We start from the raw sequence: 19,435 nt of genomic DNA, 5'->3' as shown, positions 1-19,435 counted from the left end.
TCTGCTCAAGTCTCCCTGATTGATATCGCTGAAATCTGGCGGCCGTAGTCCGGCTCCTTGCGATGTGTCGTCCGGCGATAGGAAAAGAAGCGCTCACTGTCCGGATAGGTGCAGAGACCGAGGCTTTCGGCCCGCACGCCGGCCCGGGTCAGCCTGTCTATGGTCAGTGCCGGCAGATCGAACATGGCGTGGCCCGGCGTGGCGGAAGGCATGAAGAAGCGCTCGTAATCGGGATTTTCGGCGACGAAGCGATCGACGAATTCCGGTCCGACTTCGTAGCTCTCCTGGCTGATCGAGGGGCCGAGGCAGGCCACGATGGTGCCGCGGTCTGCGCCCAGGGCTTCCATGGCTGCGACGGTGTTTTCGAGCACTCCGGTCAGCGCGCCCTTCCAGCCGGCATGGGCGGCGCCGATGACACGATTTTCGGGGTCGGCAAAGAGGATGGGGCCGCAATCGGCGGCAAGCACGCCAAGCGCAATGCCGGGGACCGCCGTCACCAGCGCATCGGCATCGGGACGGGCGCCGTCATAGTCGGCGCCGACCGTCACGACATCTGGAGAATGGACCTGATGGACGGTTGCCAGCCGCTCGATCGGAAGATCGAACCAGGCCGCGACGCGGCGGCGGTTTTCCATCACCTTCCCCCGCTCGTCGCTGGAGCCGAGGCCGACATTGAGACCGCGATAGATCCCTTCGGAAACACCGCCGGCCCGGGTGAAATAACCGTGGCGGATGGCGGTGCCGGCCGCTTCGTTCAGCAGCGCACTTTCGATCGGTGCGGGAGAGGCCGCGTCCTGCATTTGTGATTCCGGGCTTTTCGAGAGGTTTGTTGTTGTCCCGAGCGCATCGCATCGGCGGCGCGCTTCAAGTTGCTGTTCGCGGGGATGTTGGCTCAGCCGCGTGCGCCCTGTCAATCCACCGGACGAAAGGGCATGAGATCGACAGCCGGATGCGAGACGGCCATGACCTTGAAGAGTTCGCCCATCCGGCCTTCACCAGCGCCGGCAAGTCTGTCGACCGCCGTCTGGATGACCTGCTGGGTCTGGGGCTCGCGGTCACGCCCGAGAGCGGCAGCGCGCTCGAGAATGCCGAGGCCTGTCAGAAAATCGCCCTGGTGCAGGGCGCCGTTCAGATGCAGGCCGGCTGTCAGCGCCGTTTCGGCGAGCTGCTGGAAATCGACGTGGCTGGTCAGATCAGCTTCGCCGGGGTGGGCTAGCGGCGGGTCGAACTCATGCATGCGCACCGCTTGCAGCGTATCGCCGAAACCGGTGACGAGATGGCCGTAGTCGATGACAAGCGCCGTACCGCCGAAGGCGCGCAGCCGCTCGCAGATCGCCAACATCACCGCCTGGCGGGCAGGGGAAATCTCGAAAAGCGTGCCGAGCGGCAGGTTCTGCACCGGTTCGGGAAGCAGCGCGGGATCGAGACCGGCGACACCGGCAGCAAAAGTCAGCTCGCCGTCGGCGCCGAGCCCGACCATCCGCTCGCGGAAACCTGTCTGCGTGCGGACAAACTGGCGGATCGGGATCGCATCGAACAATTCATTGGCGGCGATCAGGGTGAAGCCGGGCGGGACTTCGTCGAAGTCGTCGTGCCAGGCGATTCTGTCGCCGTGGTCTTCGAGGGTCTGCTTCTGGACGTCGCGCAGGCGCTCGCTGGTTTCGACGAGATGCACGGTCATGGTGTCGAAAAGCGGCGGGGCGATGCGCGAAATGACGCGCAGCATGTCCGATATCATCGTGCCGCGGCCAGGCCCGATCTCGACGAGGCGCACATCCGCCGGCGTGCCGTGGCGCTGCCACGCATGAACGATGAAGACGCCGATCATTTCGCCGAAGATCTGGCTGATCTCCGGTGCGGTGACGAAATCGCCGGAACGGCCGAAGGGCTCGCGGGTGCGGTAATAGCCATGTTCGGGATCGGCGAGGCAGAGCGAGAAATAATCGGTGACGCTGATCGGGCCGTTGGCCTGGATGATCGCTTTGATCTTTTCGCCGAGGGCGGTGGTCATATCGTTTATCCGCCGTATCAGAGCTGCAGCGCAGCCTGGCGACGCGCGCGCAGCATCGCCCAGAGGCCAAGCAGGATCATCGGCGAGGAGAGAACCATGCCCATGGTCAGCCAGGTGGTGCCGAGCAGGTAGCCGAGCTGGGCGTCGGGCTCGCGGAAGAATTCGACGAAGATGCGCGACAGCGCATAGCCGCAGACAAAGACGCCGGTGATGAAGCCTGGGCATTTCAGCGCACGCATGCCGTAGACGAAGGCGGCGAGCACCAGAAGCAGAACGATACCTTCGAGGCCGGCCTCGTAGAGCTGGCTCGGGTGGCGGGCGAAAGGACCGCCGGTCGGGAAGACCACGGCCCAGGGCACGTCGGTCAGCCGGCCCCAGAGCTCGCCATTGATGAAATTGGCGATGCGGCCGAAGAACAGGCCGCAGGGAACGACCGTGGCGACGATGTCGAAGAGGCTCCAGATCGGAATTGCGTGGCGTCGGGCAAAGAGGATCATGGCGATCGTCGTGCCGGTCAGGCCGCCGTGGAAGGACATGCCGCCGTTCCAGATCTGAACCGCGCGCACCGGATTGTCCAGCACAGCCGAGAGATCGTAGAAGAAGATATAGCCAAGGCGACCGCCGAGGACGACGCCGAGGGCTGCCCAGACGATGAAATCGTCGAGCTGCACTCTTGATATCGGCGACGCGTTGCCGGGCCAGAGACTGTCATTGGCGGCGATGCGGCGCGCATAGGCCCAGCCGAGCAGAATGCCGGCGACATAGGCGAGACCGTACCAGTGAATCGCCAGCGGACCGATCGAAAAGGCGATCGGATCGATGTCCGGGAAAGGCATGATGGCAAGGAGATCGGCGGCTATCGGCAAGGTTTTCCCATCCGTTGAAGTCGGCGGAACATGCCGCTGCGATCCCGGACGGTCAAGTCCATTGTTCGTGATCTCGCTTTCGCAACCCGGCCCGGCGAGGACTAACCCGTGCAAAGCGCTTGCATCGCCGATGGCGAAGCCCTACCTCAATCTTCGAGGCCCTGAAGGGCCGAATTCACCGCATGCGAAGGGAGAAAAACGCCATGACGACCGGAACGAACCGCATCATGGATGAATTCGCCAAGCTGATGACCGACGCGGCAGGTGCTGCCCAGGGAGTCCGCAAGGAGATCGAGACGGCTTTCAACGCTCAGGCCGAGCGTTGGCTGAACAGCATGGACGTCGTCAAACGCGAGGAATTCGAGGCCGTGCGCGAGATGGCGATCAAGGCACGCGACGAAAACGACGCGCTTGCCGCCCGCATCGCGGCTTTGGAAGCAAAGCTTGCCGGCGAGGATCGCTGATATCCCGGTACGGTGCAGACGCGGCGTTGCCTTCTTGCCACGCGTCGCGTCTGTCACAAAAAATTCCAGGTGAGTTTTCCACCTGTGGACACTGCCAAAAAAGCCAATTCGCAGAGTCGCTTATTCTCCCTTCTGAATTGAGTTTCGAAGAGCTTTCCACAACGGCCCGTCCGTATTTTCCTCTCAGGGGGCTGGCAGGTGGCAAGGGTCATTATACACTGATTTTAAATGATGATTCGAAGCGACTTGGTAAGCTCCGGGCAGGTTATCTGCGTTAAGTCTGGCAGCGGTTCAACGATCATCCGGTGGTGGTTTCCGGTATTTGCGTGTGTCTTTCTTGTGTTCGTACACGAAGTTAAGTCGCATTCATTCCGGTCAAGAAGGTGCTGCATGAACCTGATGGAATTGGAAGTCGAGCGTCAGTCGAACCCGGTCGATATGATCGAGTACGTGGCCTCCAACAATGACTGGTCGTTCGAACGGTCCGGCGAGGACGAGATCGCGATGACGGTCGAGGGGCGCTGGGCGGACTATCATGTCTCCTTCTCCTGGATGGAGGAATTCGAGGCGCTGCATCTTGGTTGCGCATTCGATATCAAGGTCCCCGACATCAGGGTCAACGAGGTGGTCAAGCTGCTCTCGGCGATCAACGGGCAGGTCTTGATGGGGCATTTCGACCTCTGGCGCCAGGAAGACGTCGTCATCTTCAGGCAGTCGCTGCTGCTTGCCGGCGGCGCCGAGCCCACCAACCGCCAGGTGGAAGTGCTGCTTTCCAGCGCGCTCGACACCTGCGAGGCTTATTTCCAGGCTTTCCAGTTCGTCGTTTGGTCCGGCATGGATGCGGCCAAGGCAATGGAGGCCGTGCTGTTCGAAACGGTCGGCGAGGCATAGGATGCCAGCCAAGGCTTTCTCCTCGAAACATCCCGTCGTTTTGATCGGCGCCGGCAATATGGGCGGCGCGATGCTCTCTGGCTGGCTGAAGAGCGGCGTTCCGGGCTCGGCCGTCATCGTCGTCGATCCCGGACCGTCGACGGCGATGCTGGCGACGATCGGCGAGGCGGGAGCGACCCATCTTACGGCGGTTCCGGCCGCGTTGAAGGCTGGCGTATTGTTCCTTGCGGTGAAGCCGCAGGTGATGGAGGCGGTGTTGCCGGCGGTGAAAAGCACTGTCGGGCCGGAGACGGTCGTCGTTTCGGTCGCCGCCGGAAAGACGCTCGGTTTTCTCGAAAAACATCTCGGGCAGGCCGCCATGGTACGGGCCATGCCGAACACGCCGGCCATGGTCGGCCGCGGCGTCACCGGGGCCTATGCCAATTCAGCGGTCAGCGATCAGCAGCGCGAGTGCGTCCATTCCCTTTTGCGCGTCTCCGGTCCGGTCGAATGGGTGCCTGCGGAAGCCGATATTGATGCCGTGACGGCGCTTTCCGGCAGTGGGCCGGCCTACGTTTTCTATCTCGTCGAATGTATGGCGGAGGCGGGCCGGAAGCTCGGCCTGCAGGCGGACCTCGCCATGCGTCTTGCGCGGGAAACTGTCGCGGGGGCTGGTGAACTTTTGCACCAGTCCCCCGACGATCCCTCGCGGCTGCGGCAGAATGTGACCTCTCCCGGTGGCACGACGGCCGCCGCACTCGCGGTGCTGATGGCCGAAAACGGCATGCAGCCCTTGTTCGACACGGCACTCGCGGCAGCGCGCAAGCGGGCCGAGGAACTGGCCGGCTGAAAAGAGAACCAATGGCCGAGGAGATCACCTACGCCGATTTCGATCGTGTCGACATCCGCGTCGGCACGATCATCGAGGTCAGCCCCTTTCCGGAAGCGCGCAAGCCGGCGTTCAAGCTGGTCATCGATTTCGGCCCTGATATCGGCACGAAAAAATCTTCGGCGCAAATCACCGTGCATTATACGCCGGAAAGCCTGATCGGCCGGCAGGTGCTTGGCGTTGTCAACTTCCCGCCACGCCAGATCGGGCCGTTCCGCTCGGACGTGCTGACGCTGGGGTTCGAGGATGAGAACGGCGCGATCGTGCTCGCCGCGGTCGAGCAACCGGTTCCGAACGGCCGGAAGATGATGTGAGCCTGAGCTCACATCCATCATCGGACGTTTCGCCTGATTTGCCCACACCCGAGCCGTCACGCGTTTCTGATCTCCTGCAGGAACGGATTGCTGCGCCGTTCGTCGCCGATGCGGCTGCCAGGGCCGTGGCCGCAGATGAAGCCGACCTCGTCGCCGAGTGGCAGGACCTTGTCGCGGATCGAATCCAACAGTTGCTGATGATTGCCGCCCGGCAGGTCGGTGCGGCCGATCGAGCCGTTGAAGAGCACGTCCCCGAGATGGGCGAAATTCTGCGCGCGGTTGAAATAGATGACGTGGCCGGGGGCATGGCCGGGCGTATGATAGACCTCGAACTCGTGGGCGCCGAAGGAGACCCTGTCGCCATCCTTCAGCCAGCGGTCGGGCAGGACGTTGCGCAATCCTGATATGCCGTAATTCGCCGCCTGGGCCTCGATTCGCTGCAAAAGCGGCAGGTCGTCCTGGTGCGGGCCAATGATGTCGACGCCTAGGGCCTCCTTTAACTCTTTGGCGCCGCCGGCATGGTCGAGATGACCGTGCGTCAGCCAGATTTCCTTGATGGTGAGCCCGCTTTTCTCGACCGCCTGGAGAATGAGTGGCACGTCGCCACCCGGATCGACGACGACGCCTTCCCCGGTGTCGGGATCGAAGAAGACCGTGCAGTTCTGTTGAAAAGGTGTCACCGGAATGATGCCGGCCTGGAGCATGCCCATAAGCGCCTCGCTTGGTATCTCGGGTACCCAGGTATAGTTCGAAACGGTGACAAGGACAGCCGGAATCTGCTGCTGCCACGACCTGTTTCACGGCGGAAAGACCGACTGAAACACAAATTTATGACGCTTTCCGCCATCCCCATACAGCGGTGGAACCAAGCTTTATCTCAATTTTTCAAATGCTTGTGCGTTCTCCCTCCGGAGCCGCCGTTTTGTCGGAGGCAACATGGCGGAACATCGTGGAACGCCGCGCGTTGTGCGCCCATCAAAACCAAGGAGACGCTCACATGATCTTGAAGAGAAACATCCTACTGGCTGGAGCCGTGCTCCTGGCGAGCGGCGGTCTGGCTCAGGCGGAGATGGTGGCGACCACGGTCAACGACCTCAACGTCCGCGCAGGTCCGGGCCCGCAATACCCGGCCGTCGGCCTTGCCACCCGCGGCTCGACCGCGGTGCTCGATGGCTGCATCGAAGGCAGCCGCTGGTGCCGCGTCGACGTTAACGGCATGCGCGGCTGGGTCTATGCCGATTATCTGCAGATGGATTACGGCGGCAACCAGGTGATCGTCGAGCAGCATCGCGCCCAAATCGGCGTTCCCGTCGTCACTTACGAGTCGACCGCCAGCGTCGTCCCGGCTGAGCCGCAGCCGGCGCCGGGCGACGAACTGATCGGTCCGGTCGGGGCTGTCGAGACCATCACTCCGCCGGAGACGGTGCGCACCTATATCGAAACCAATCCAACCGAGACGGTGCGGCTCGGGGGCGATGTCGTCGTCGGTGCGGAGGTGCCGGATGATGTCACCTTCCAGACCATCCCGGACTATGAATACCGCTATACCAGGATCAATGATCGTCCCGTGCTGGTCGATCCCGGCACGCGCCGGATCGTCTATGTCTATCAATGATGTGATCGATCAAAGCTCAAGCGAGGCGGCCCCCGGGCCGCCTCTCGTTTGAGAACGCCTCGCGACCCCGGTGGCTCGCTGTCTTTCCGCCTTAATCTCGCATCGGTTGATTTTTCTTCACGCTTTCCTCTTGAATATGATAAAATGCTAATATGTCGAAGGTTCGGCATTTAGCGGCGATCGGGGAGATCGCCAAAGGAGGAAATCATGGAAGCGCTACTTCCGTTCGTCGTTCAAATGATTGCCGGTGCCATCGGCGGCAACGCTGCGAGCGCCGCCTTGAAGCAGCATGCAATCAACGTCGTTGCCCGTACGATCGCAGGCGCGATCGGCGGTGTCGGCGGCGGCATGCTGCTCGGCATGGTCGGCGGGGACGCCGCTATGACCGGTCTGATCGCCGACGGTATCGGCGGACTGATCGGCGGCGGCATCCTCTCGACACTTGCCGGCCTAGTCATGGCGCGGGCACACAGGTAAAGGGTCCGACGGGCATGCGTTACAGCGCTGCGCATTTTCTCAGGCGCGCAAACGACGCGGTCGCATAGCACCGGACCGAGTTGATGAGGTCTTATCCGGCGGAAACTGCCGCCGGAGAGACTTCTTCATGCAGTCCTTCATCAGCGTTTTGCAGATGGTCGCCGACTTTGATGGCTGGACTGCCCATTACATCGCTGCCGCGCCAGGCAATCGGCATGACATAGCCATGCTGGAAACCTTGACGCTCCAGGAATTGCGGCGGTCGCCGCGTCGAGCTCGTCGACCGAATAGGGCACCTTGAAACCGAAAATCTCGACGGATCTCTGCAGGCGTTGGTTATATCGGGTGAGCTCGAACACCAGGCGCCATAGGCGCGCTCCCCTGGTCGAAGGGAAATGAAGCCGTCCTTGAACCTCCTCCGGCGCTTCAACCGCGCCATGCCTGTTGATTGTTATCCCCATTACGTTTTATCCACAGACGCAGGGGGAAATTGCGCGGTGCGCCGGAATGCCGATGGGCCTTGGGTCCATGAAAATGCCACGGCAATAAAAGTCCGTGCGGGGCTCGGCTCCCGCAGAGTTCGGAAAGAGCTCTCATCGACGCAAAAGTCAACAAAACCGACCTGTCCCCGCGAAACCTTCCCGCAGCGCGGGGAAGAGAAAGGAAAGCCGAGTGTCACGACAGACCGGTTCGAAAGCGGGCAAGCCGGAGCCGCTGGCCACGCCGATGGAAGATACCGACACGATCGATTTCGAGATCATCGAGCTGTTCTTCTTTGCTTATCGCGACTTCGTTTCCGATCCCGACGCCATCCTCGAAAAGAGCGGTTTCGGCCGGGCGCATCATCGTGTCGTTCATTTCGTCAACCGCAATCCCGGCATGACGGTGGCCGATCTTCTCGACACGCTGAAGATCACCAAGCAGAGTCTTGCAAGGGTGCTGAAACAGCTGATCGATTCAGGCTATATTCGCCAGGTGGCCGGACCTGAGGACCGGCGGCAGCGCAAGCTCTATCCGACGAAATCGGGGCGCGAGCTGGCGCTTGCGCTTGCGGAGCCGCAATCGCGCCGCATTGAGCGGGCATTCGAAGGAGCCTCTGCGCAGATGCGGGAGGGCGTGAAGGCCTTCCTCGGGGGTATGCGGGACAGAAAGAAGGCAGATTGAATGGCGGTCAAAACAGGTATTTCCGATGATGCGGCACATCTGCTGGTGGTCGACGATGACTCCCGCATCCGCGCGCTGCTCAATCGTTATCTTGCGGAGAACGGTTTTCGCGTCACCGTCGCGGCCGACGGCGCCGAGGCGCAACGCAAGCTGGCGGGTCTCGATTTCGATCTCATCATCATGGATGTGATGATGCCCGGTGAATCCGGCATCGACGTCACCCGCGGGCTTCGCGCCATCAAGAACGTGCCAATCATCATGCTGACTGCGCTGGCGGAATCGGGCAACCGCATTGAAGGCCTCGAGGCCGGTGCTGACGACTATCTGTCCAAGCCCTTCGATCCGCGCGAGTTGGTGCTGCGCATCAACAACATCCTGCGCCGCAATGCCGGCGGTGAGGGGCTGAAGATCGAACAGGTCATGTTCGGGCCCTATACTTTCTCCTTGACCCGCAAGGAGTTGAAGAAGGCCAGCGAGGTGATCCGGCTCACCGACCGCGAGCAGGAAATCATGCTGCTCTTTGCGCGGCGCGCCGGTGACACAATCCCCCGCCACGAACTGATCGGCAACGACACCGAGGTCGGCGAGCGGACGATCGACGTGCAGATCAACCGGCTCAGGCGCAAGATCGAGGAGGATCCGGCCAACCCCGTCTGGCTGCAGACAGTGCGCGGCATCGGATACAGGCTGAGCATCGACTAGATTTGAGGAAGCGAACGTGATGCCGATAACATTCCCACTTTCCGGCGCCATGCTCTGAAAGGCCAGGACCGACGCTGATGGCGACAATGGACAGCTTGCGGCGGGAAGACCGCGCTCCTGTTGCTGGCTGGCGCTGGATCGCCCGCTGGCTGCGGCGCCGATTGCCGACCGGTCTCTACGCGCGCTCGCTGCTGATCATCATCATCCCGATGGTGCTCCTGCAATCCGTCGTCGCCGCCGTGTTCATGGAGCGGCACTGGCAGATGGTGACGGAGCGGCTGTCGCTCGCCGTTACCCGCGACATCGCCGCGATCATTGAGATCGTCGAGACCTATCCGCAGAATTCGGACTATGGCGAGATCATCCGGATTGCGCGTGACCAACTCAACCTGCAGATCTCGATTGAGCCCGACGGCGACCTGCCGCCGCCGCGGGTCAAGCCGTTCTTCTCGATCCTTGACGGCATCCTCACCGACGAGATCAGCAACGAGATTCACCGGCCCTTCTGGATCGATACGGTCGGCAACTCGAATCTGGTCGAAATCCGCATCAAGCTGGAAAACAAGATTCTCAGGGTACTGGCCAAACGCAGTCAGACCTATGCCTCGAATACCCATATTTTCATCGTCTGGATGGTCGGCACCTCGCTGGTGCTGATCGGTATCTCGATCCTCTTCCTGCGCGGACAGATACGCCCGATCCTGATGCTGGCGCGGGCGGCCGAAAGTTTCGGCAAGGGGCAGAAGCCCGATGATTTCTATCCGCGCGGCGCCGACGAAGTCCGCCGCGCCGGCCTTGCCTTCATTCTGATGCGCGAGCGCATCGAGCGGCAGATTGAGCAGCGCACGGCGATGCTCTCCGGCGTCAGCCACGATCTGCGCACCATCCTCACCCGCTTCAAACTGCAACTGGCGCTTGCCGGCGACAATCCCGATCTGCATGGTCTGAACGATGACGTCAATGATATGCAGACGATGCTGGAGGCTTATATGGCCTTCGCACGCGGCGAGGTCGAAGAGGATGTCGGCGAACTGAAGCTCAGCGAGGTCTTCGCCAAACTGGAAGCCGATTTCGCCCTGCACGGCAAGACATTCGCCTATTCGATCGAAGGCGACGACGAGATATCGGTCAGGCCGAACGCCTTCACGCGTCTCGTCACCAACCTGGCCTCGAACGCGCGCCGCTATGCCACTAGGCTCGATATCGAGGCCAAGCACAACGCAAAATGGCTGACCGTTGTCTTCGACGATGACGGGCCGGGCATTCCGGAGAAGAATCGCGAGGACGTGTTCAAACCGTTCTTCCGGCTGGATGCGGCGCGCAATCTCGATGCGTCAGGCACCGGGCTCGGTCTCGCCATCGCCCGTGACATAGCCCGCAGCCACGGCGGCAACGTCACGCTCAGCGACAGCCCGCTCGGAGGCTTGAGGGCGACGATCCGCATCCCGGCCTAGAGCGGTCTCGGCTTTTCAAGCGGCTTCACTTTTCCTGGATTTGCTTCAGGCGCTCGTCGCAGCGAGCTTTGCGGCTTTGCGCGCATCGAAATCGCCGAGCCGCTCGACGATCCACCGCCAAAGTGTTGCGACTTCTATCAGGAGGTCGCGGCCGAGCGGCGTCAATTCATATTCGACGCGCGGCGGCACCTGCGGGTAGAGTGTACGGATGATGAGGCCGTCGCTTTCGAGCGTGCGCAGCGTCTGTGTCAGCACTTTCTGGCTGATGCCCTCGACCCTTTCCATGAGGCGCGAGAAGCGCAGAGGAGCGCCTGCATCGGAGAGCACGTGCAGAATGCGCAGCGGCCACTTCGCCGCCGCCCGCTCGATCAAGGCGCGCGCCCGCGCATCCTGTTCATCCGTCATATCGCAGCAGAAATCGAATATGTCGCCGACCACTTCAGTTACCTCGAGGTGTGTATGGATCGTTTCGGTACCTTCTTTCGATCGGAAAGAATAGAACATACATGGGTTGGGAGCCAATGAAGGAGAGGTTTCCAATGTCGAAGGTCTGGTTGATTACGGGGAGTTCGCGCGGTCTCGGCCGGGCGCTGGCGGAGGCTGTTCTGGCCTCCGGCGACAATCTGGTGGCGACGGCACGCGATCCCCTCCAACTTGCCGATCTCTCGGAGCGGTATGGCGGCCAGGTGCTGACGCTAGCGCTCGACGTGAGCGATGAGGCGGCAGCGGCAGCGGCGGTCGAGGCCGGCGTGAAGCGGTTCGGGCGCATCGATGTGCTCGTCAACAATGCCGGCTACGGCAATGTCAGCTCGATCGAGGATACCAGCCTTGCCGATTTCCGCGCCCAGATCGAGACCAACCTGTTCGGTACGATCATCATGACCAAGGCGGTGATCGCCCTAATGCGTGGGCAGGGGGCGGGGCATATCATCCAGTTCTCCTCCGTCGGCGGGCGTATCGGACCTGCCGGGCGCGGCGCCTATTCGGCCGCCAAATTCGCTGTCGAGGGCTTTTCAGAAGTGTTGTCCAAGGAGGTTGCCCCGTTAGGCATCAAGGTGACGGTGATCGAGCCCGGCGGCTTCAGGACGGATTTCGCCGGCGCCTCGACGGTGCTTGCAGAGGGACGGGCGGAATATTCGGAGACGGTCGGGGCCACGGTGCGCTTCCAGCGCGAATATGACGGACGCCAGCCCGGCGACCCAGCCAAAGCGGCGGCGGTCGTCCTCCATATCGCCGGTCTCGACGAGCCGCCGTTGCGGCTGCTGCTCGGCACCGATGCGGTGCGCAATGTCGAGAAGGCGGATGCCGCGCGCATCGCGGCCGATCGGGAATGGCGCGCCGTCAGCGTTTCGACTGATTTCGAGCCGGATGCCGAGGTGCAGCCGATGCCGTGGGAGAAGAAGGCCGGCTGACGAAGCCAAAAACAAAAGCGCCGCCCAGGAGCGGCGCTTTATGATGAATTGTCGGAAGATCAGCCGGCGGTGCAGAAATGGCTGCGGCCGTCATTGCCGATATAAGTGCCGCTGCGCGGGTCGAAGGAGCGGTAGCGGTAAGAGCAATAACGCTCCCACTGCGGCGACCAGGGCTCCACGGCGGTGCGGACCGGCGCATAATATCGCGGCTCTTCGACATATTGCGGCTGCTCGACATAGACGCGACGCGGGGCGCGATAGACCGGAGCGGGCTCGTAATAGCCGGGCTGGTAGGGCGGGTCGATGTAGCGGGGTTCATCGTAAACAGGGCCGTTATTGGCATTGGCGATAGCCGAGCCGACGATCAGGCCGGTGGCGAGGCCAACGGCGCCGCCAACGAGGGCGTCATTGTTGTTATGATGGTGCCAATGGCGATCGCCAGCCGATGCCTCGCCGATGGCAGAAAGGGTAAGTGCAGCAGCCGTTGCCGTCAGCAGGAGAGTTTTTGCGAGCCTGTTCATCAGCATAAATCCTAATCCCGGGAACCGAACCCCGGTTCCTTTCTCGATGATGCTAGACGTACAGCCCGCTAGCTGAACGAAGGCTGAATGATAAAACCCGGCATTGCTGCCGGGCTTCAACTCGAAATTCGACGGCCTTGTTAAGGGTTCAGCCCGCAATCTGCAGATTGACGGCCTTGGGGCCCTTGCCGCGGCGATCCGGCTCCGTGTCGAAGCTTACCTTCTGGTTTTCCGTCAGACCGGCCAGCCCGGAGGCCTGGACGGCAGAAATGTGAACGAAGATATCGGCGCCGCCCCGGTCCGGCTTGATGAAGCCGAAGCCTTTGTCGGTATTGAAGAATTTTACAGTGCCAGTCTCGGCCATGCGTCAGGTCCTTTTCTCTCTGCCCGCCATCCACACGGGCAGCATCATAGCATTGCCTCCTTGCGGGAGGTGTTGGCAGGCAATTCTTGAAATGTGAGAAAAAGGTCCCCTCTACCTCGGCCTGCCCCAGACAGGACTTTCGCCTGCCTTTTTCGGAACCGGCTGACCGGAATATTAGCGTTTCCGGCGCGCAAATACTTAAGGACTTCCCATGCTCGCAAAATGCCCGAACGAGGCGAGAGTGCGGCGTTTCCGGGATTTTGGCAAGCAAAAGTTTTTTAACGTGTCGTTCAGGGCACACTCCCGCCAAGGGCCATTTTGCTCAAAAACGCAAAATTTCCTTCGCTGAACGAGCATGATTAACGTTTTGTATCGTCTGCAATATAAATTTCGGGCAGATTTTGCCAAGAATGCAACGTGAGCGCGTCTTTGCGGTTCCGTGAATTTTTTTTTAGACCGGCCATCCAACCATATTTGGACGCGTGTTCAGGCGGCCCGCAGGCCCCGGCGGGCGAAGCTCGGCACGAATTCGACTACAAGCATAGCGATAAACATTAGCGCACAACCTGTATAGCCCGTCGCCGACATCGACTCTCCGAGCAGCAGCGCTGCGAGCGATGCGCCGAAGAGAGCTTCGGAAGAGAGGAAGATCGCCGCCTGCGAGGGCGTCGTGTAGCGCTGGCCGATCACCTGCAGCACGAAGGCCAGCCCCGAGGAGAAGATGCCGACATAGAGGATCTGCGGGGCTGCTGCCCATACGGACGAAAGACTGACCGGTTCGGCGACGGTCGCAATTGCCAGCGCGCAGATCGCGGTGACGGCGAATTGCGTGGCGGAAAGCGCGAGAGGCCTTGCGGTCTCGCAAACCGTCGTGCCGGCAAGAGTGATCTGAATCGACCAGAAGATGGCGCAGACGACGGTCAGCAGATCGCCCGACGTCAGCGCTGAGAGATGACCGCCGGACAGGAGGTAAATGCCCGCGACAGCCATCAGAGCGCCCGGCCAGATGATCCAATGCGGGGCACGGCGCAGGAAGAGCACGGCGATCAGCGGCACGAAGACGACATAGAGACCGGTGATGAAGCTTGAATTCGTCACCGTCGTCGTCTGCAATCCCACCTGTTGCGTGGCGGCGCCGGCGAAAAGGGCAAGGCCAGTCAGCACGTAGAGTCCCGCATGCCGCTTGCTTGTCTTCGCCTTGGTCTTGCGTGCTTCGAAAAGGACGAAAGGCAGTACGGCAAATGTGGCGACGGCAAAACGCAGGCCGATGAACCAGAAGGGGCCGATCGCCTTCATCGCCGTCGACTGCGCGACGAAGCCGCCGCCCCAAATGGCGGCTGCAAGCAACAGAAGGAGGTTCGCCTGGACGCGCGTCATGTCGGCCTCGATGGTGCAGGGAAATATGAGTTATGCGGTTAGCAGTTGCGTTTCCTTTCGGCAAGGATGAAGACTTCATCCCGGTCGGCGGGTGAAGGCATGCGACACATGGAAAGGCGAGCAATATGACAGCAGGCTATTCCGGCACGCCGCTCGCGACGAAGCTTGGGCTCGCGCGTGGGCAGGCGTCCGCACTTCTCGACGTTCCGGAAACGATCGGCGACATCAATGGTTTCGACGGTTTCACTTCGGTGGTCCGCGCGCTTCCTGAAACACCTCGGCGAGAATTCGACTATGTGCATCTGTTTGTGACCGAACGGGCGGCGCTGGAGGCTGTCGCGACTAAGCTCTTCGATGTTCTCAAGCCGGACGGCATGCTCTGGATCTCCTGGCCGAAAAAGAGTTCGCGGGTGCCGACCGATGTCATCGAGGATGTGCTGCGGGAGATCCTCCTTCCGACCGGTCTCGTCGACGTCAAGGTTTGCGCCATCGACGCGATCTGGTCCGGGCTGAAATTCGTCATCCGCAAGGAGCTGCGCGCGGCGTTATGATCTGTCATCCGTTATCGGCCCCAGCGCGCGAAACTCTGAGCAGCGATCCGTTATCTTCATCGGTCACCATCAGCAGCGCGCCATCGGGCGCGACGACGACGTCGCGGATGCGGCCGTACTCGCCTTCGAACAGGCGTTCTTCGGCGACGAAGGCGCCGCTGTCGTCGCGCTGCATGCGCGAGAGCAACTGGAACTTCAGCGCCGCGACGATGAAATTGCCGTCCCACTCCGGAAACATGGCGCCGCGATAGACGGCGATCGCGCCCGGCGCGATCGACGGATCCCAGTAATACAGTGGCTGTTCCAGACCTTTCTTGGCGGTGCCTTCGCCGATCTCGGCGCCGGAATAGTCGCGGCCATAGGTGATGATCGGCCAGCCGTAATTCTTGCCCGCTTCGGGCTCATTGATCTCGTCGCCGCCGCGCGCACCGTGTTCGACGGTATAGAGCTTGCCGTCCTTGATGTCGAAGGTGATGCCCTGCGGGTTGCGATGGCCTTTCGACCAGATTTCCGGCAGCGCCTTGCCGCCGTTCTTGAACGGATTGTCGGCGGGAATGCTGCCGTCGGCATTGATATGGATAATCGAGCCGGCGTCGTCCTGCCAGTCCTGCGAGCGATTGCGGTCGCCGCGGTCGCCGACGCTGATAAAGAGCGTGCCATCGGTCGCGATGGCGATGCGCGAGCCGTACTGAATGTCGCCCGAGGTAAAGCGCCGCATGGTGAAAACAGGTGTGACGGCGTCGAGTCGCTTTTCGTCACGGGACAGCGTGGCGCTGAAGACTTCGGTGCCGGAACCCTTGGCATTGGCAACGGCGGCGGTGAAATAGAGCTTTCTCGATGTCGCAAAATCCGGCGCGAGCGCCACATCCATCAGCCCGCCCTGGCCGCGGGCGCTGACCTTGGGTATGCCGGCGATCGGGTCGGAGGCCTTGCCGTCGCGGATGACACGCATTCGGCCCGGCCGCTCGGTGACGAGATAGGCGCCGTCGGTCAGGACCTCGACTGCCCACGGATGGTCGAGCCCGTCGGTGAGCTTTTCGACACGGACCGTGGGGCCCTGCGTGTTGACGGTATCGGCGGCATCAGCCGATGCGGCGCCGCACAAAATAAGGGCTGTGGCGAAATGGAAGGCGGGCAGTCTCTTCATCTTATTCCCTGTCGTCTCTTAAGCCTCAAAGCTGGAGCGGACAGGGGAGGGCTTCAACCCTCATTCCACCTGCAATAACGGCTTTGTGTTTGCCGGTTGAACGGAACCTGTGGCCTCGCTATCGACAAGTTCGGCTTCGAGGATGTAGCGCAACGGCCCGCGTTCGGTCGCGTCGAAGGGCCAGCAGGTGGTCAGCACCAAGTGGCGGCCGTCGGAGGCGGGATCGATGCCGCTGGCATCCCAGGGAGCGATGCGGCCTTCGCCGGCCTTGAAGGTCAGGACTTTGCCGTTGCGGCGGGTGACTTCGATGGCGTCGCCCGGTTTTATATATTGCAGCCAGCGAAAGTGAGTATCGCGATGGGCGGCGATCACCGCGGTGCCTTCATCGCCTGGCTGCGGCGTATTGGCGAGCCAGGCAGGACCAAAGGCGAGGGCTTCGCCGGAAGCGCCGGAAAGCACGATTGCCTCCTCTCCGAGACGCGGTGCGCGCACCTTGGCTTCCGTGGTGAAGTCCGCCCAGGGCCAGGGTTTCGTCGCTTCGCCCCGCAGTTCGGCAGAGAAGGCGCGTTTCAGCAGGACCTGGGAAAGGTCTGCCTTCGCCTTCAGCAGGAAACCGTCGCCGATCAGGGCCAGGCCGTAGAGCGCAAGGCCGGCAATTCCAATGGCGATCGCCTTTTCGATCGACGAAAGACGCCAGAGGAAGAAGCCCTTCTTCTGGCGCATCTTCGGTCTGTCGTGAGCTGTGGCCGCGGCCATGGCGAGTTCCAGGTAGCTCGGAAGCGGCTCGAATTCCGCCGCCTCCTGTTTCCCGCGGGCAGGGCGACTAGCGGCCATTGCGCCTGCCTCCGACGGTGAAGACGCCTTTGAGACGACGGCGCCAGACGGCTAGTCCGCTTGCCGCCGTCAGCGCCAAGATCAGCATGGTAAGCCCGCGGATGATCTGTTTGTCGGCGCGGGTCGCCGTCTGCGGCAGGTTCACGGTCGATGTCTTCTGCGCGATCATGGTGGCGGCTTTCGCGGTCGGCGCTGCGGCCATCAGGTTCGCGATCTCGGGCGTTGCGCGGCGCCCCTGGATGACGGCGGTAGCCTGCTGCGATCCGGAAGCCTCCGTCGGCGTGGTCGAGCCATGGTCTTGCCCGCCGCCAAGCGGCGCAGCATTTTCGCCGAACACCTTCCCGAAATCCCAACCGTCGGGCAGGTTGAGCGGCAGCTTCGCCGCCCCGAGCGGCTCGTTTGCCGGTCGCGACGGGGTGACGTCGACGGCGACGAGGCTGGTGACGCGGGAAACCAGGTGGTGGGCCAGCGCCACCGTCTCGATATCCTTGTCGAGTGCGGCAGGATCCTGGCGTTGATAGGCGCGGGCTTCGAAATCGTCGATCTTGCGCCGCGCCCAGAGCTTGGAGATGCCGTTGCCGTCGGCGGCGTGAGCGATATCGATCTCGATACGCCAGGGCTGGTTGCCCGTATTGCCGACGATCTGCAGCTTGCCGGCGGGCTTGTCCCGCGGCAGCTCCGCGGTCAGCACGACGGGCTCGCCGCTATAAAGATCCGGCATCGGGTCCGGCGTGATGTCCTCGGCCTGGGTGCCTTCGAAGGTGGCAGCGATATCGGTCATGGCTGGGTTCTGCAACTTGGCAAAAAGCTCGCCCATGCAGCTTGCCACCTGGTCGGTCGAGCCAATTGCGGTGAAAGTGCCGCGGCCGATCTCGGCGGCCTTGGTCATGAAATAAGTGTTCGGCGCCGAGCCGATGCCGACGGTGAAGACGCGGGCATCGCCGCGGTTCGCGCTGATTTCCTGGAAGAGCTGCTGTTCGTTGCCGATCGCTCCGTCTGTCAGGAACACGACCTGGCGTAGCGCTCCGCCTGCGACTGGTCCCTGGTTGCGCAGCGCATCCTCAAGGGCGGGCAGCATTTCCGTGCCGCCGTCGGCGGTCAGACCCCTGACATAGGCGATGGCCTTCTCGCGGTTATCAGGGGTGGCGGCGACGAGGCCGTTGAAATAGTCGGTCATCGTGTCGTCGAAACGGATGACGTTGAAGCGGTCGTCCGGGTTCAATCTGGAGATGGCGAGCGCCAGGCTTTGTCTTGCCTGCTCGATCGATTGGCCTGACATGGAGCCGGAATTGTCGATGACGAAGACCACCTCGCGTTTTGCCGGCGCTGCCGCGTCCGGCGCCGTCGGCGGGGTGACGAAAGCGAGGAGATAGGTCTTGCCGTCCTTCACCTCGCGAAAGAGCCCAGCGCTCGGCGTCTTGCCGGGAGCGGCCTTCCAGGTTAGTTCGAAATCCTTGTCGGCGGGGACGGAATCCCCCTTCAAGCCGATGGTTCTCGCCTCGTCGCCGTCCCGCCGGATATCAACCGCATGGAAGGACGATTGGACGTCGCCGAGCGGAAAGCCGGCCTTGAGGTCGACGGTCAGCGAGACCGGGTTGATTTTGGCATTCTCGCGCGGATCGAGCACAGGGGATTCGATCTTCTCACGATCTTCCACCCGATCGCGCGGCGTGGCGAAGCCGGCGCCGTTGTTGAATTCGACGGTCTGGACGATCGGCGCCGGATTGTAGCGCGGCGCCACCACCATCGGAAAGCGCAGCGAAAACTCGCCGCCCGACTGCTGGACGCTCTGCTGGTATTCGATCTGTACGACGATCTCTTCGCCGGGGCCGATATTGGCGACCTGATTGGTAAAAATGTTCGGCCGCTGCTGTTCGAGCAGCGCCGTCTTCTTGCCTTCGGCCTTGGCCTGCTCGTAGATCTCCCGGGCTTCCTGGCGCGGCTTTATCTGGCCTTCGATGAAGCGTTCGCCGACCTGCATCTTCAGCGCGTCGACGGCAGAATTCTCAGGCAATGGGAAGACGTAAGTTCCCTCGACCCAGCCCTGGCTTGGGTTCTGGAAGCGCTGCGTCACCTTCACCCTGGCGAGCGGGCCGGAGACATCGATGGCGACGTCGGTCTTCAGCCGCGGCGCCTCGACATAAAAGCCGGGCTCTTTCGACGGGAAGAGCAGCGAACCGCTATTGACGTCGTTCGGCCGCACAAGGGCCGCGAGCTGGCCGGATGTCTGCTGCGCCTCGGCACGGGCGGCGGAGGCAAGCCCGAGTATGGCTGCGAGGCAGGCGACAAAGGCGGTGGCGGCGACAAGAAATGAAATGGAAATCCGGCGCATGCGGATGCGCCCGATGGCGAGCTCATCTTCCAGAAACATTGGCGTACCCTCAATAACCAATTTTGGATAAC

General features: G+C 62.0%; 22 protein-coding genes. 11 read left to right on the top strand and 11 right to left on the bottom strand.

Annotation, left to right across the window (positions count from 1 at the left end):
* Nucleotides 1-5: 5 nt before the first annotated feature.
* From pgeF to lgt, 3 genes are all read right to left on the bottom strand, one after another.
* Nucleotides 6-800, bottom strand: coding sequence for a peptidoglycan editing factor PgeF (pgeF, locus tag J2J99_RS15840; protein WP_168297551.1), 795 nt, complete (start codon nucleotides 798-800; stop codon nucleotides 6-8).
* Between the two features lie 110 nt (nucleotides 801-910).
* Entirely contained in the window at nucleotides 911-2,011 is a 1,101-nt protein-coding gene (locus J2J99_RS15835) for a class I SAM-dependent methyltransferase (protein WP_168297550.1), read from the bottom strand.
* 17 nt (nucleotides 2,012-2,028) lie between these two features.
* Complete coding sequence (lgt, locus tag J2J99_RS15830) at nucleotides 2,029-2,877, bottom strand: prolipoprotein diacylglyceryl transferase (protein ID WP_168297549.1); 849 nt, start codon at nucleotides 2,875-2,877, stop codon at nucleotides 2,029-2,031.
* 203 nt (nucleotides 2,878-3,080) lie between these two features.
* Between lgt and J2J99_RS15825 the strand changes: the two genes are divergently transcribed.
* The 4 genes from J2J99_RS15825 to J2J99_RS15810 all read left to right on the top strand — a co-directional run bounded on the left by J2J99_RS15825 (nucleotide 3,081) and on the right by J2J99_RS15810 (nucleotide 5,414).
* Nucleotides 3,081-3,341, top strand: a complete 261-nt coding sequence (locus J2J99_RS15825) for an accessory factor UbiK family protein (protein ID WP_168297548.1) — start codon at nucleotides 3,081-3,083, stop codon at nucleotides 3,339-3,341.
* Nucleotides 3,342-3,731: 390 nt separating this feature from the next.
* The gene (locus J2J99_RS15820) at nucleotides 3,732-4,232 is read left to right on the top strand and encodes a type III secretion system chaperone family protein (RefSeq protein ID WP_004680153.1); all 501 of its coding nucleotides are present in this window, start codon (nucleotides 3,732-3,734) and stop codon (nucleotides 4,230-4,232) included.
* Nucleotide 4,233: 1 nt separating this feature from the next.
* On the top strand, nucleotides 4,234-5,061 hold the full coding sequence (gene proC / locus J2J99_RS15815) for a pyrroline-5-carboxylate reductase (protein ID WP_168297547.1): 828 nt from the start codon (nucleotides 4,234-4,236) through the stop codon (nucleotides 5,059-5,061).
* Between the two features lie 11 nt (nucleotides 5,062-5,072).
* Entirely contained in the window at nucleotides 5,073-5,414 is a 342-nt protein-coding gene (locus tag J2J99_RS15810) for a tRNA-binding protein (RefSeq protein ID WP_168297546.1), read from the top strand.
* Between the two features lie 56 nt (nucleotides 5,415-5,470).
* On the opposite strand, the gene J2J99_RS15805 is transcribed toward J2J99_RS15810, so the two are convergent.
* Entirely contained in the window at nucleotides 5,471-6,124 is a 654-nt protein-coding gene (locus J2J99_RS15805) for an MBL fold metallo-hydrolase (protein ID WP_168297545.1), read from the bottom strand.
* Between the two features lie 287 nt (nucleotides 6,125-6,411).
* Here J2J99_RS15805 and J2J99_RS15800 point away from each other — a divergent pair, with 287 nt between their 5' ends.
* The 5 genes from J2J99_RS15800 (at nucleotide 6,412) to J2J99_RS15780 (ending at nucleotide 10,826) form a co-directional block, all read left to right on the top strand.
* The gene (locus J2J99_RS15800) at nucleotides 6,412-7,029 is read left to right on the top strand and encodes a DUF1236 domain-containing protein (RefSeq protein WP_168297544.1); all 618 of its coding nucleotides are present in this window, start codon (nucleotides 6,412-6,414) and stop codon (nucleotides 7,027-7,029) included.
* A gap of 207 nt (nucleotides 7,030-7,236) precedes the next feature.
* Nucleotides 7,237-7,506: a hypothetical protein gene (locus J2J99_RS15795; RefSeq protein ID WP_168297543.1), complete on the top strand. Its 270-nt coding sequence runs from the start codon at nucleotides 7,237-7,239 to the stop codon at nucleotides 7,504-7,506.
* A 672-nt stretch (nucleotides 7,507-8,178) separates the two neighbouring features.
* Entirely contained in the window at nucleotides 8,179-8,670 is a 492-nt protein-coding gene (locus J2J99_RS15790) for a MarR family winged helix-turn-helix transcriptional regulator (RefSeq protein ID WP_168297542.1), read from the top strand.
* The gene (locus tag J2J99_RS15785) at nucleotides 8,671-9,372 is read left to right on the top strand and encodes a response regulator (RefSeq protein ID WP_004680166.1); all 702 of its coding nucleotides are present in this window, start codon (nucleotides 8,671-8,673) and stop codon (nucleotides 9,370-9,372) included.
* A gap of 77 nt (nucleotides 9,373-9,449) precedes the next feature.
* Nucleotides 9,450-10,826: an ATP-binding protein gene (locus J2J99_RS15780; RefSeq protein ID WP_168297541.1), complete on the top strand. Its 1,377-nt coding sequence runs from the start codon at nucleotides 9,450-9,452 to the stop codon at nucleotides 10,824-10,826.
* Nucleotides 10,827-10,871: 45 nt separating this feature from the next.
* Here the strand turns inward: J2J99_RS15780 and J2J99_RS15775 are convergent, their stop codons facing one another.
* Complete coding sequence (locus J2J99_RS15775; RefSeq protein WP_168297540.1) at nucleotides 10,872-11,330, bottom strand: winged helix-turn-helix transcriptional regulator; 459 nt, start codon at nucleotides 11,328-11,330, stop codon at nucleotides 10,872-10,874.
* Nucleotides 11,331-11,365: 35 nt separating this feature from the next.
* Between J2J99_RS15775 and J2J99_RS15770 the strand changes: the two genes are divergently transcribed.
* Nucleotides 11,366-12,238, top strand: a complete 873-nt coding sequence (locus J2J99_RS15770; RefSeq protein ID WP_168297539.1) for an oxidoreductase — start codon at nucleotides 11,366-11,368, stop codon at nucleotides 12,236-12,238.
* Nucleotides 12,239-12,297: 59 nt separating this feature from the next.
* Here the strand turns inward: J2J99_RS15770 and J2J99_RS15765 are convergent, their stop codons facing one another.
* The 3 genes from J2J99_RS15765 to J2J99_RS15755 form a co-directional block, all read right to left on the bottom strand.
* Nucleotides 12,298-12,759, bottom strand: coding sequence for a BA14K family protein (locus J2J99_RS15765; RefSeq protein ID WP_168297538.1), 462 nt, complete (start codon nucleotides 12,757-12,759; stop codon nucleotides 12,298-12,300).
* Between the two features lie 148 nt (nucleotides 12,760-12,907).
* Nucleotides 12,908-13,123: a cold-shock protein gene (locus tag J2J99_RS15760; RefSeq protein WP_003561293.1), complete on the bottom strand. Its 216-nt coding sequence runs from the start codon at nucleotides 13,121-13,123 to the stop codon at nucleotides 12,908-12,910.
* A 486-nt stretch (nucleotides 13,124-13,609) separates the two neighbouring features.
* Complete coding sequence (locus tag J2J99_RS15755; protein ID WP_168297537.1) at nucleotides 13,610-14,500, bottom strand: DMT family transporter; 891 nt, start codon at nucleotides 14,498-14,500, stop codon at nucleotides 13,610-13,612.
* Between the two features lie 125 nt (nucleotides 14,501-14,625).
* On the opposite strand from J2J99_RS15755, the gene J2J99_RS15750 reads away from it, so the two are divergent.
* Nucleotides 14,626-15,051, top strand: a complete 426-nt coding sequence (locus J2J99_RS15750; protein WP_168297536.1) for a DUF3052 domain-containing protein — start codon at nucleotides 14,626-14,628, stop codon at nucleotides 15,049-15,051.
* A 4-nt stretch (nucleotides 15,052-15,055) separates the two neighbouring features.
* Here the strand turns inward: J2J99_RS15750 and J2J99_RS15745 are convergent, their stop codons facing one another.
* Genes J2J99_RS15745 through J2J99_RS15735 form a run of 3 tightly spaced genes read right to left on the bottom strand, consistent with a single transcriptional unit; the run spans nucleotide 15,056 to nucleotide 19,403 of the window.
* Entirely contained in the window at nucleotides 15,056-16,198 is a 1,143-nt protein-coding gene (locus tag J2J99_RS15745) for a PQQ-dependent sugar dehydrogenase (protein ID WP_168297535.1), read from the bottom strand.
* Between the two features lie 60 nt (nucleotides 16,199-16,258).
* On the bottom strand, nucleotides 16,259-17,032 hold the full coding sequence (locus tag J2J99_RS15740) for a class GN sortase (RefSeq protein WP_168297534.1): 774 nt from the start codon (nucleotides 17,030-17,032) through the stop codon (nucleotides 16,259-16,261).
* Nucleotides 17,022-19,403: a marine proteobacterial sortase target protein gene (locus J2J99_RS15735; RefSeq protein WP_168297533.1), complete on the bottom strand. Its 2,382-nt coding sequence runs from the start codon at nucleotides 19,401-19,403 to the stop codon at nucleotides 17,022-17,024. Before J2J99_RS15735 ends, J2J99_RS15740 begins: the two co-directional genes overlap by 11 nt.
* Nucleotides 19,404-19,435 lie beyond the last annotated feature (32 nt).

Origin of the sequence: Rhizobium binae (assembly GCF_017357225.1) — a bacterium.
In the GTDB taxonomy this organism is placed as follows: Bacteria; Pseudomonadota; Alphaproteobacteria; order Rhizobiales; family Rhizobiaceae; genus Rhizobium; species Rhizobium binae.
The sequence above is the reverse complement of the archived record's forward strand: the minus strand, read 5'-3'. Positions and strand labels throughout refer to the sequence as shown.

What these genes read in the sequence shown, in the direction of transcription:
- J2J99_RS15810 (WP_168297546.1), top strand. Translation starts at nt 5,073, where the DNA reads ATGGCCGAGGAGATCACCTACGCCGATTTCGATCGTGTCGACATCCGC.
- J2J99_RS15745 (WP_168297535.1), bottom strand. Translation starts at nt 16,198, where the DNA reads ATGAAGAGACTGCCCGCCTTCCATTTCGCCACAGCCCTTATTTTGTGC.
- J2J99_RS15750 (WP_168297536.1), top strand. Translation starts at nt 14,626, where the DNA reads ATGACAGCAGGCTATTCCGGCACGCCGCTCGCGACGAAGCTTGGGCTC.
- J2J99_RS15735 (WP_168297533.1), bottom strand. Translation starts at nt 19,403, where the DNA reads ATGTTTCTGGAAGATGAGCTCGCCATCGGGCGCATCCGCATGCGCCGG.
- proC (WP_168297547.1), top strand. Translation starts at nt 4,234, where the DNA reads ATGCCAGCCAAGGCTTTCTCCTCGAAACATCCCGTCGTTTTGATCGGC.
- J2J99_RS15755 (WP_168297537.1), bottom strand. Translation starts at nt 14,500, where the DNA reads ATGACGCGCGTCCAGGCGAACCTCCTTCTGTTGCTTGCAGCCGCCATT.
- J2J99_RS15775 (WP_168297540.1), bottom strand. Translation starts at nt 11,330, where the DNA reads ATGTTCTATTCTTTCCGATCGAAAGAAGGTACCGAAACGATCCATACA.
- J2J99_RS15770 (WP_168297539.1), top strand. Translation starts at nt 11,366, where the DNA reads ATGTCGAAGGTCTGGTTGATTACGGGGAGTTCGCGCGGTCTCGGCCGG.
- J2J99_RS15740 (WP_168297534.1), bottom strand. Translation starts at nt 17,032, where the DNA reads ATGGCCGCTAGTCGCCCTGCCCGCGGGAAACAGGAGGCGGCGGAATTC.
- J2J99_RS15820 (WP_004680153.1), top strand. Translation starts at nt 3,732, where the DNA reads ATGAACCTGATGGAATTGGAAGTCGAGCGTCAGTCGAACCCGGTCGAT.
- J2J99_RS15765 (WP_168297538.1), bottom strand. Translation starts at nt 12,759, where the DNA reads ATGAACAGGCTCGCAAAAACTCTCCTGCTGACGGCAACGGCTGCTGCA.
- pgeF (WP_168297551.1), bottom strand. Translation starts at nt 800, where the DNA reads ATGCAGGACGCGGCCTCTCCCGCACCGATCGAAAGTGCGCTGCTGAAC.
- J2J99_RS15780 (WP_168297541.1), top strand. Translation starts at nt 9,450, where the DNA reads ATGGCGACAATGGACAGCTTGCGGCGGGAAGACCGCGCTCCTGTTGCT.
- J2J99_RS15805 (WP_168297545.1), bottom strand. Translation starts at nt 6,124, where the DNA reads ATGGGCATGCTCCAGGCCGGCATCATTCCGGTGACACCTTTTCAACAG.
- J2J99_RS15800 (WP_168297544.1), top strand. Translation starts at nt 6,412, where the DNA reads ATGATCTTGAAGAGAAACATCCTACTGGCTGGAGCCGTGCTCCTGGCG.
- J2J99_RS15785 (WP_004680166.1), top strand. Translation starts at nt 8,671, where the DNA reads ATGGCGGTCAAAACAGGTATTTCCGATGATGCGGCACATCTGCTGGTG.
- J2J99_RS15760 (WP_003561293.1), bottom strand. Translation starts at nt 13,123, where the DNA reads ATGGCCGAGACTGGCACTGTAAAATTCTTCAATACCGACAAAGGCTTC.
- J2J99_RS15835 (WP_168297550.1), bottom strand. Translation starts at nt 2,011, where the DNA reads ATGACCACCGCCCTCGGCGAAAAGATCAAAGCGATCATCCAGGCCAAC.
- J2J99_RS15795 (WP_168297543.1), top strand. Translation starts at nt 7,237, where the DNA reads ATGGAAGCGCTACTTCCGTTCGTCGTTCAAATGATTGCCGGTGCCATC.
- J2J99_RS15825 (WP_168297548.1), top strand. Translation starts at nt 3,081, where the DNA reads ATGACGACCGGAACGAACCGCATCATGGATGAATTCGCCAAGCTGATG.